The organism is Vibrio sp. ER1A (genome assembly GCF_000733315.1).
Lineage (GTDB): Bacteria > Pseudomonadota > Gammaproteobacteria > Enterobacterales > Vibrionaceae > Vibrio > Vibrio mediterranei.
On record NZ_JPJA01000093.1, the window covers coordinates 1 to 430 of the forward strand.

General features: G+C 48.4%; 2 tRNA genes. Both read right to left on the bottom strand.

Annotated features, from left to right (window positions below):
* Window positions 1-82 precede the first annotated feature (82 nt).
* A tRNA-OTHER gene (locus HW45_RS29360) sits at window positions 83-167 on the bottom strand.
* 133 nt (window positions 168-300) lie between these two features.
* Window positions 301-375 (bottom strand) — tRNA-Gln (locus tag HW45_RS21665).
* Between the last annotated feature and the right edge of the window lie 55 nt (window positions 376-430).

A 430-nucleotide genomic window follows, 5' to 3' on the forward strand; every position in this document is an offset into this window, starting at 1 on the left:
GAATGGCGGCATCAAAAGCCGCTGCCTTACCGCTTGGCGATAGCCCAACAGGCTTGTTTAAAGTGTCAATCATACGAAAAGATGGTGCGGAAGGAGAGACTTGAACTCTCCCACCCTGCGCCGTTAGAACGCAGATCTGGATGGTTATAAAAGACCGCCACTTCCGCATCAATTTTGTAGTCTTAGCTGATGATTGGTGAATCAACTAGACGTTGTAATGGCTGGGTTACTTTGAACCGAACCAGGGACAATAGACGGGGCATCAAAATGATTGTGCCCCATTACTGAACCTTTAAATAGTGGCTGGGCTACCTGGATTCGAACCAGGGAATGGCGGCATCAAAAGCCGCTGCCTTACCGCTTGGCGATAGCCCAACAGGATTGTTTAAAGTGTCAATCACACTAAAAGATGGTGCGGAAGGAGAGACTT